Raw genomic sequence first — 10,561 nt, forward strand, 5'->3', positions numbered from 1 at the left:
TTATGGTGGCTTTGCCAATCATGGCATTCATACAAGTTCGGTCAATCCTCATATTACGATATCTTTAGGAACCAACGGCAAATATCGGCTTTTCAAAAATGGCAGAGAATTTGATAGTGGTACTTATGAAAATCCAAATGATAACGCCTGCGTTTTGAAATCAAATAATAAAACTGACGGCGTGATAGTCTTAAGCAATCAAAAATCATATTTATACTATCCTGCCATTAAGAAAAAGCTGTTAGTCATCAATAAACTCCCTGGTGAAACACCAATCGAGCCACTGAAAATCGACAAGTAAAAAACCGCCTTGAACACTGTCTCAAGGCGGTTTTATTATTCTTTTAAAATTAACACTAATTTGAATGGTAGTAAGAATAAAATAAACAACAATTTTTATATACTTACTAAGAACTTACTTTCTCGTAAATTTACTTATTGAATACTTCATAGTCAATCGCATTAACTGATTTTCCAACAATTAGCGCAGAATAGACATCAGAATTAACATTAAGAATTGTTCTGAGCATTCCAACAAACCATTCAACACCTGCAAAAATGGCAATGCTCTCAATCGGCAAACCCATCTGAGGAACTATTATCGCTAAAGAAACTAATCCAGCTCCAGGTACAACAGCATTAGCCAAAGACACAAATGTCGACATTATGATGAGATAAAGAATTTTATCAAAAGAAAAGTTAATATTATACAATTGAGCAATTGTAATCACAGTTATAGCCATATGCATTGCAGACCCATTTGAATTGAGTGACATCCCCAATGGCAACACTAAGTTAGTAATTCGATCCTTTAGCCCTAAACTATTTTTGGCTTCCTTCATCTCAATTGGTAAGGTAATTGCCGAAGAAGTAGTGGCTAATGCCATAATGGACATTTCAGACATATTAGTAATTAGCTTAATTGGATTTACTTTAAGGAATAAGGAGATAACAGCTATCCAAATCAATAGATAAGCAAACGTTGCAAATCCATATGAAAGCAAATACTTTATCAATGGAATAATAATTTTTATACCCAAATTACTAATTGTGGAAGCAATTAAAGCAAAAATACCGATTGGAGCAAAGAACATCACACAAGTTACCAACTGAATAACGACATCATTGAAATCAATTATTAAACTAAGCAATTTTGATTGTGGCCTTTTTACCATAAATCTGCTCAATCCAATTCCAAAAAATATTGCAAAAACAATAATCTGAATAATCGTTCCTTTAGTTAAAGATGCAAAAATGTTGCTAGTGAAGAAATTCAAAACAGTATCATTTAATGAAATAGATTTAAATTTAATTACTTTACCAGTAGCTTTAGTTAACTGGATTCCAATTCCGGGTTTAAAAAGCACCCCAATTATTACTCCAAAAGCAGCTGCTAACAATGAGGAGCTTAAAAAAGTAATAATGGTTTTTATTCCCAAGCTACTTAATTCATCAGGTTTAATACTTCCAACTGCTTGAATAATTTGTCCCAGCACTAAAAGCGGAATTGACATTTGCATTAGTTTCAAAAAAATATCACCGATTATTTTTAAATGTACCGAAACATTCGGCAACACAAAAGCAAAAATTATGCCTAGAATAACTGCTATCAAAATCTGATTAACCATTGATATCTTGACTTTTTTCATCATGATAGCACCTGCTTTTCTTTACTTATCAGTTATTAAGGTACCAGCGTTTTGAGAAATATTTGGTAAATTAGAAATTGATGTAATTATTGCCTTTCTATCTGGATGATCCATAACAAATAAAATTGCGGCTTGAATCTTGGGTAACATACTTCCCTTCGCAAATTGTCCTTGTTTTATATATTCTTCGGCTTCAGCAACCGTTATATGATTCAAAGCTTTTTGATTTTCTTGACCAAAATTGATATAAACACTATCTACAGCTGTTAAAATTATTAAATTATCAGCTGAAATCCCCTCTGCAACTTTCTCAGAACCAAAATCTTTATCAATAACAGCTTCTACACCTTTTATTTGATTGCCTTCTACAATAACAGGTATACCTCCACCACCTGCTACAACCGGCACAATACCAGCATTTACAGTATCTTTAATAATATCTCTTTCGACTATTTTTATTGGTTTAGGAGAAGGTACTACTTTTCTATATCCACGACCAGCATCTTCTATAAACATATCATTACTATTTTTTTGTAATTCAATTACTTCTTTTTTGGTATAAAAGGGGCCTATCGGCTTACTTGGAGACCTGAAAGATGGATCATTTTTATCAACTTCAGATTGGGTAATAACCGTAAGAGATTTGATATTTTGACCAAGATCTTTAGAAGCATTATCTAGCCCTTGTTGAATCCAATAACCAATGCTACCCTCTGTCATTGCCCCACAGGTATCAAGTTTAAAAGCAGGATTTTTCTTAGAATTAGCGGCATTCTGTTGCAACAACAAATTACCCACTTGCGGACCATTACCGTGACAAATTGCCACTTTATTTCCAGCCTTTATATATTCAACAATATATCTTGCTGCCCTATTAACCGTTTCTTTTTGCCCAATATCGGTTGGATCTTTCTCTAGAATTGCATTCCCACCTAGGGCGATTACACTAGTAGCCATTATACAGCTGTTTCTCCCTTCTTTGAGTCAGTTGCCAGTACAGCAAATACAATCAAGCCAATTATTAATAGACCACAGCCTAAATAAAAACCGATTTCCATTTGTCCAGTCACATCTGCTAGCCAGCCAGTGATATAAGGTGCCAAAATGGAACCTGACATACCAATAAAATTATAAGCACTTAATGTTGTTGATAAAGAACCTGATGGAGCTTTCTTTGTAACATAGGCTACAATAATAGGATCAATTGCCAGCTTACCGGTTAGCCCATATAAAATAAGTACTGCTATTAGCAAAACTTTATTGGAAACAAAAGCAATCGCAAATACTGAAATAATTGATAACGGTACTAGAAGGTAGATCCATTTTTTTGTACTACCAGTTTTATCGGCTAATTTAGCAAATACTAGAGCACCCGGTATGGAAGCCCAGGGCACTAACGAAGAAATAAATCCTACACTGCCACCTTCGAATCCCCTATTGGAAATTAAAAACGATGGTAGCCAAGTAATAATTACAAAATTGGCATAAATACTACAAAAGCAAAGAACAAATGCCGCAACCAAATTTTTATTGGTGAAAATCTTTTTAAGAGAAACCTTTTCTTTTGGCTGATTCTCTGATACTTTTTCAGCCTTTTTAGGTCTATAAACTTTCTCCTTTAAACATGTATAAAATAAAACTGCCAAGATAGCTGTTGGGACAGCTACTACAAAGAAAGGAACTTTCCAACTTTGATGATTTTGTAATACTAAATAGCTTGAAAGCAGGTATCCACCAGAAGTACCAAAAGCCATACCTGAGTTGATGATTGCAGTACCAAGAGTTAACTTATCTTCTGGAATAGCTTCTGAAGACAGTGCATATTGTGGACCATAATAGGAAGCTTGACCAACACCAGCAAGAGCTCTAATTATCAGAAATAAAGTAAAGCTAGCTGCAATTCCTGATAACCAACTCATCACAGCTAAAACAAGAAACCCAATAGTAATCACCAATTTTCTTCCATACTTGTCACCTAACGCCCCAAATGGTACTTGGAAGACAGCATAGGTCAAAAAGAATATGCTATTGGCTAATCCCAGCTGAGTATTATTTAAACCAAACTGTTTGCCAACGATTCCCATAATTGGATTAAAAATGGTACGCGTTCCATACATTAATATCCAACCTAAGAAAAATATAATGACGACTCTTATCCAATAGTTTTTAGAAACCTTTACGGCTTCTTCGTCGTTTTTCATTATTCGCTCCTTTCATAGACTCAGGAGTATTTAAACTAGCTAAAATACCCAGTTCAATCCCATAACTCAAATCATTACCCGAAGTATGGCCAATATTAAGAATGGAATTTAGCTCACGGTCTATATTTTTTAAATCATGATTTTTCAAGGATTCATATAATTGATAAACTTTGGAATTAACGTATCCTTGTGTTGCACAAATTAGATAAGCTTTACTCACATCAGTAGTAAGACTCAGATTACTAATTATTTGTTCAATAAAGTTTGATAAATAATTAGTTGCTTTGCCAACTAATAATAGTATGAAAATGTAACCACAAAGGATATCATCACCGCTTGGCGTTAATCCCTTTCCTCTGCCAAGTAACCAAGTAACAACTTGCTCAATATTAAGATTCTTAAATGTAGTCATTTCCTCAGTAAAAGTTTTGAACAAACTATTGTTGGGTAGCCCTATTCTTTGATCTAATTTTTTTCTTTCCAGGATTTTCAGGACTTTTTTTAATTCAGCTTTTGGAAACTGACTAAACGCATTAATTTTTAAGTCAACTATATTTGAATCTACTAAACTAATCTTTTTAATCCCATCTTTGGTATAGAAGTAGAGATAATCATTTGAAAATTTAACTATTTCGTTTTTTCCCACACTATGAATAATTGATTGCAAAATGTTTTCAGGAATGTTCATCCCAAAGCAGGACAAGTAATTCTCAAAACAGCCAATATTTACTAAGTGATAACCAATTTGAATATTAATAGAGTGGGTGAATATTGAATGTATTTTGCCTATTTTGCCAAATTTAGTAATGGGATTAATGTAACTACTAATTTGAACAACATGAGAATTAATCAACTTCGATACCTAAGGTCTTAGCATAGGCTTCCAAAGCCTTTTCAAAGCAGGCTATTGGCGCTTTAACAGTACCAGCACCAATCTGACCAACACCTGGTTTTTTATGTGCAATACCTGTGTTAATAATTGGCTCAATGCCAGTTTCTACTACTTTTCTAATATCAATGCCCAAGTTCGTGCCTTTAAAGTCCCAAGTTGGAATCGACCAATTTGGATTGTGAGTAGTATTAATCTTCTCCATGGAATTGGAAATTCTTAATGCATCTTCAAAACCGCCTGCACCAACAAATCTTGTTACACCAGGAGCTGCTACCATGGCCATACCGCCTACACCGACAGTTTCTGTAATTGAAGAATCGCCAATGTCGGGGTTAGCGTCATCCTCTGAAAAGCCTGCAAAATAAAGGCCCTTAGGAGTATTTACAGGTGCTTTAAACCATTGGTCTCCCATACCAGCAATACGGATACCAAAATCACGTCCATTTCTAGCCATTGCAGTTACGATAGTACCTTTTTGATACTTTCTTGCAGCATCAGCAATTGACTTGCCAGTAGCCATCATAATGTTGAGGAAGAATTGATCAGTATCTGCTAAAAATTTAATTACATCGTATCTGTCTTTCTCACTAATATCTAGTTCACTAATTAGTGGCGCTATTGAACATAAGAAGTTTGCTGAAGCGGCAATATTTCTTTGATGGAACTCATCTCCCATTGTAATAGAACGTGCTATTAAGACATTTAAGTTAAGGCCATCCTCAGTTTTCTTTAAAGCTTTTGATAAGACTGGACCGAGTACATCCCTCATCCAAACTAGCCGATCAATAACTTCTTGAGAGTATGCTCCAAATCTCAAAACCTTACCTATACCTTCATTCAAGGTGCAATAAGCTCTCGTATTGTCCAATCTGTTTTCAACAATGACAACAGGCATATTTCCTGATGTAATTCCACCCATTGGTCCGACGGCATGAACAGAATGACAAGGCATTAAACTTATTTCTCCATTTTCCAATAACTTTCGTGCCTCAATCTCATCTTTTGCCCAGCCCTCAAATATTGCTGCACCAACACATGAGCCCTGCATAGGTCCTGTCATTTCTGTATATGTAATTGGCGGTCCTGCATGCAACAATGTCTTGTGCTCAGTATTCAGTTCAGGAATAACAGTCTTAGCAGGAACTACATCAGTCAGAAACGGTTTCGCATCCTTAAATCTTTGAATTACCTTTTCATTGTCTGCGTCAATCTTGTCATCATACTTTTCTAGTGCATCTAATAACTTAATCATCCGCTTATTACCATTAGCGCGTGGCTTCCAATTGAATTGAACAGTTTTTCCACCATATTTAATAATCGAATCGGTAAAACTATTAATACCAATATTAATTACTCGTGGTTTTGTAGCTAATAATTCCTTTACTTCGTTGCTAACAGTTGGTAATGCAATTTTCTTCCCTGTATATGGAATATTTGTTTTATCTGGCTCAGAAATTTGAATTCCTTTTAACTTTAATGCTAGTTGAACAGCCTTTGCATTGCTCTTCTCAACTAAAACGCCATGTTCTTTTAAGCGCTCAACTGTTTCATCATAATTTTGCGGATCTTTATTCGTTCCTACAACAGTGGCAACGAAGTATAATGGTCTGCCAGCTTTTTCAGCCTTATCAATTTCTTCATCAATTACTGGAATTAAAGCACCAGCCATATCATCGCTTGCGCCATATCCCAACACTACATCAAGTAAAATGACCCCAGTATGTGGATCCTGACAATATTCGCGCATTTTATTAATCCGAACCTCTGGATCAATCATCGGGTGTGGCTTTCCTTGGGTATAAACATCATCTCCTAAATCAATGACATCATATCCCTCAGTTTTTAGAATATAGCCTTTTTCCTTTGTTAAATGCCCTAAGTCGAGTGCTTCAGAAATCAGCATGCCGGCTTCATTAGCCAAAGTTCCACCTGAATAGAGTCCCTTAATAGTTTTATCTTCTGCTAGTGTTTTAACATTAGCTGGTAGTTCAACTTTTTCAAAATAATTTTTTTTAACTTCTTTACCAGCTGCCAAATCAACAGCAATCTTAGCCGTTTCTTCTAATGTATGAGCTAAATAAACATTACCTTCATAATGAGTAGGTCGCTCACCTAAAAAGTCAGCAACAACGGGCTTATCACAGCTTTCAAGAATCTGCATAACTTCATCTCTAACCTTTTTTGCAGGTGGTTTAGAAATGACACAAATCACATCCGTTGGCTCATGATCTTCTAAAGCCGCAATTGCATCTTTAACTGTAATTGCATCTACCTCATTACTTAAATCACGTCCACCGGTACCTATGGCATGAATAACACCATTGCCCAATCTGTCAATAATGGTCGTTACTTCTTGAATTCCAGTTCCTGAAGCACCAACAATGCCAATATTTCCGGGTGAGACAACATTAGTAAACGCCAATGGAATACTTGAAATAACACCCGTGCCACAATCAGGTCCCATCATTAGTAAGCCTTTTTTATGGGCTAATTTCTTTAATTTAACTTCATCTTCGATTGAAACATTATCCGTAAATGAGAACACATTTAAATTATGTTTCAAAGCCTTTTCCATTTCTGGAGCTCCGTATTCTCCAGGTATGCTAAATAAAGCCAAATTCGCATCTGGCAATGCCTTTAATGCATCATCCCAATTATCAACCGCCACTGTGTCTTCATCAGATTCAGTCTTTTTAGTAGAAAGATCTTCCAGGAATGACTGAACAGTTGGTAAAACTTTATCCATAACCTCATTGTCATCACTTCTAACAACTACCATTAAATCATTGGGTGATGCAGTTTTAGCCTTCTCAGTTAACAAGCCAGTATTAGCCAAAATATCCTTATTCGCTTCAGTACCCATCATGATCTGGCTCATTTCTACATCGGCCAGCTCGTTAATCTTATTCGTCAATAGCATAAGATTAATTGAATCCTGATAGTTATCCTTTAAGATTACTGTCTTAAGCATTTTTCATACCTCCAATTTGTTAATTTTTTTACAATTTAAATTGTATGATTGTATAGAAGCGCTTACAATGGATAAAAAGTAAATCTATTTGGAAGATTTTTAGCCAAATGGACAAAGGAAAATAATTTAAGGAGATTTAATATGAAACTATACGATCTGCTAGAATTACCAATTTTCAAAGAAAGCAAAATTTTAACGCCAAAATTGGAAAGAAATACTGAAATTAAGTCTGTAATGGTTTTAGAGGCTTTAGATATTGAGAAATGGTCACGCAAAAATCAAATCATTTTGACCTCTTTTTATGCATTAAAGCAATTATCGCCCGATGAGATGAATACTTTTTTTGAAAAGATGGTACGGATCGGGATTAGTGGAATTATCGTGAAAGTTGATCGACTGATTAAACAAGTACCAAATTGGTTTATAGACCTTTGCTATCAAAATAAAATTCCGTTAATCAAAGTGGGTACGGAGTTAAATTATGAACAAATAATATTAGCCATCTATCAGCCAATTTTAAATAATCAATCGTTAGTCTTGGAGAACTACTATAAAACAAGACAAAGATTAATACCTTTAGCTGATAGTCTAGCTTCTTACCAAGTTTTAGTAGCCGAATTTAATAATATAACTCACTATCCTTGCTCGTTATATTTAGCTTCAAACTCAACCTCTTATAAAAGCAAAGATATGCCTGAAAAAATGGTAATTAAGGAAAGGAGTCCCTATACAGAAGAAGATTCTGAATTTGTGAAAAACAAATATTTTTTGTACACTCTTGAATCTTTGACTACAAATCAAATATATAACGCCACAAGAATTGAGTTTTCAACGAATAATGTTAATCAACGTAATTCACTCTTAGTAATTCATAAAACTCAAAAATTAAGTGAATCAGAGACAATGATTTTCGAAAATTTCATTGATATTATTCAGAATAAATTACAAACAGAATATGCTTTAAAGCAAAAAGAGTACGCCCACTTAAATAATATTGCAGATGCGATTTTGCAATACCCACTTTTGGATGAAAGAGAGCTTGATACACTGCTAGATGAAGTAAATTTAAATCATTACAAGTATTATCAAGCTTGTGCTTTTTTTACTACTAATTTGAGTAAAATGGATCTTTATAATATTCGAGCAATACTTCAAGGACTTAAGCGCTACAGCATTTACTCAGAACACCACGACTATATGATCATTCTTTTTAATATTGAAAGTCACTCTGATCAGTTAGATTCTGCACTAATAAAAAAGAAGTTGTCTAAGTATTTTCAAAAGCGTTCAAGTCTTTCAATTGTAATTAGCTTTATTAAGACAAAAAATAACTTGCAAACCATTTTAGATGAATGCTTGCAGGCCTTGAGTTTTAACGCAAAAATTTTTATTAATTATGTTTTCTCAATTGAAAGACTAGGTATATTTAGATATTTCTTATCAATCAAAGACCCTAGCACTTTAAATAAATTCATCCCTCAAAATTTAATAGATTTGAAAAAAGATAATTATGATTTATTTAAAACGCTAAAAATATTTTTTGACACAAATAAAAATTACAAAAAAGCTGCTGAACTATTATTTGTACACGAAAAAACCGTCCGCTACAGGATTAAAAAGATTCAAGGTTTATTAGATCTTGATCTTGAAAACCAAACTGAACTAATCAATTATCAAATCTCAACTTATTTACTTAGTATGGAGAAAAATAATGAAACATAATATGCAAAAATTATCCAATTCAATGCAATGTACTTTATGGTACCCTAGCACCCCAACATCAACTATCTTAATTTACTTTCATGGTGGCGGATTAATATATGGCACGCGTAATGACTTACCCTCTGCTTTAACTAATATTTTCCTAAAAAAACAGATAGAAGTTATTGCACTAGATTATCCACTAGCTCCCAACTCTTCTTTAAGTAAAATTTTAGAAACAACTTTCCAGTCATTTAAAGAGCTATATAAAAAAGTAATCGAACCACATAATTTTAATTACATATTATGTGGCCGCTCTGCTGGAGGTTTTATTATGTTTTGGTTGGCCAATCAGATTCTCAAATTAAGCCAAATAAAAAAGCCTACCAAAATTATCAATTTCTATGGTTACTATGACTTGAAAGACGCTAGTCGAGCAAAAAAATTATCGACTACGACTATTTCAAAAGAGCTTATACAATCAATAGATACAAAAAATTTTATTCATGATGATTCTGCTTTATCTCGCTATCTTTTATATTTATATCTTGCTGAACAAGGTGATTTGTTAAAAGCTTATGGCGTTAACGAAAATGAAGTAAGCAAATATTCAATTACCATAGACGAATTAAAAAATTTCCCTCCTATTTTTTCCGCTGCAAGTACAACAGATAAAGAGGTACCCTTTAGCTACAGTAAGTCATTAAAACAACTTTCCCAATATAACGTTTTTTATCCACTTTATTATTTAGATCACGATTTTCTAAAAGAAATTAATAACCCACAAGTACAAAAAGTCTTAAAAAGTCTTGCAAATTGGATTTAGTGCTTAAATATGCTAGTCAAGCTTGACATTAAGATACTTTAGGTAAGATAGACAAAAAATTAATTTGCTAAATAGTGTGAATACTAAAAAACAAAATATCATAAGCTATCCGATGCAGCTTTGTTGTTCAATCACCTCATACAATAACATTTACTCATTTTCATAGCTGTAAATTATTTTTAACAAAAAATACATGATCTAGATAAAACATCTAAATCATGTACTACAAAACAATTATTATTATCAAACCTTAATACATTTTAATTATCGTGTTCTTGGTGCCACTTTTTAATCTGCTGCAGACGCTTTTTAAACCGGTCT

Annotated in this window: 8 protein-coding genes; 3 read left to right on the forward strand and 5 right to left on the reverse strand. The window is 33.6% G+C overall.

The annotated features are described in order from the left end of the window. The coding region (locus Q0K80_RS08950) for a hypothetical protein (protein ID WP_294605577.1) at window positions 1-301 on the forward strand (301 nt) is incomplete at its 5' end. A gap of 130 nt (window positions 302-431) precedes the next feature. Here the strand turns inward: Q0K80_RS08950 and Q0K80_RS08955 are convergent. Genes Q0K80_RS08955 through fdrA form a run of 5 tightly spaced genes read right to left on the reverse strand, consistent with a single transcriptional unit; the run spans window position 432 to window position 7,713 of the window. After that, window positions 432-1,649, reverse strand: a complete 1,218-nt coding sequence (locus Q0K80_RS08955) for a dicarboxylate/amino acid:cation symporter (RefSeq protein WP_294605586.1) — start codon at window positions 1,647-1,649, stop codon at window positions 432-434. A gap of 21 nt (window positions 1,650-1,670) precedes the next feature. Next, complete coding sequence (arcC, locus tag Q0K80_RS08960) at window positions 1,671-2,606, reverse strand: carbamate kinase (RefSeq protein ID WP_294605579.1); 936 nt, start codon at window positions 2,604-2,606, stop codon at window positions 1,671-1,673. Further along, window positions 2,606-3,850: an MFS transporter gene (locus Q0K80_RS08965; protein WP_220220571.1), complete on the reverse strand. Its 1,245-nt coding sequence runs from the start codon at window positions 3,848-3,850 to the stop codon at window positions 2,606-2,608. Before Q0K80_RS08965 ends, arcC begins: the two co-directional genes overlap by 1 nt. Further along, a complete protein-coding gene (locus Q0K80_RS08970) occupies window positions 3,816-4,703 on the reverse strand; it encodes a DUF2877 domain-containing protein (RefSeq protein ID WP_294605582.1) in 888 nt (295 codons plus the stop codon). The genes Q0K80_RS08965 and Q0K80_RS08970 overlap by 35 nt, the downstream gene beginning before the upstream one ends. Next, a complete protein-coding gene (gene fdrA / locus Q0K80_RS08975; RefSeq protein ID WP_270261887.1) occupies window positions 4,696-7,713 on the reverse strand; it encodes a DUF1116 domain-containing protein in 3,018 nt (1,005 codons plus the stop codon). Before fdrA ends, Q0K80_RS08970 begins: the two co-directional genes overlap by 8 nt. A gap of 141 nt (window positions 7,714-7,854) precedes the next feature. On the opposite strand from fdrA, the gene Q0K80_RS08980 reads away from it, so the two are divergent. Continuing rightward, on the forward strand, window positions 7,855-9,435 hold the full coding sequence (locus tag Q0K80_RS08980; protein WP_270261888.1) for a PucR family transcriptional regulator: 1,581 nt from the start codon (window positions 7,855-7,857) through the stop codon (window positions 9,433-9,435). After that, on the forward strand, window positions 9,425-10,240 hold the full coding sequence (locus Q0K80_RS08985) for an alpha/beta hydrolase (RefSeq protein ID WP_294605585.1): 816 nt from the start codon (window positions 9,425-9,427) through the stop codon (window positions 10,238-10,240). Before Q0K80_RS08980 ends, Q0K80_RS08985 begins: the two co-directional genes overlap by 11 nt. Window positions 10,241-10,561: the final 321 nt, after the last annotated feature.

The organism is uncultured Lactobacillus sp., from assembly GCF_945290125.1.
GTDB lineage: Bacteria > Bacillota > Bacilli > Lactobacillales > Lactobacillaceae > Lactobacillus > Lactobacillus rizhaonensis.

Bases quoted from the DNA above. Each gene is read 5' to 3' on its own strand.
- Q0K80_RS08955 (WP_294605586.1), bottom strand. From the start codon at position 1,649: ATGAAAAAAGTCAAGATATCAATGGTTAATCAGATTTTGATAGCAGTT.
- arcC (WP_294605579.1), bottom strand. From the start codon at position 2,606: ATGGCTACTAGTGTAATCGCCCTAGGTGGGAATGCAATTCTAGAGAAA.
- Q0K80_RS08965 (WP_220220571.1), bottom strand. From the start codon at position 3,850: ATGAAAAACGACGAAGAAGCCGTAAAGGTTTCTAAAAACTATTGGATA.
- fdrA (WP_270261887.1), bottom strand. From the start codon at position 7,713: ATGCTTAAGACAGTAATCTTAAAGGATAACTATCAGGATTCAATTAAT.
- Q0K80_RS08980 (WP_270261888.1), top strand. From the start codon at position 7,855: ATGAAACTATACGATCTGCTAGAATTACCAATTTTCAAAGAAAGCAAA.
- Q0K80_RS08985 (WP_294605585.1), top strand. From the start codon at position 9,425: ATGAAACATAATATGCAAAAATTATCCAATTCAATGCAATGTACTTTA.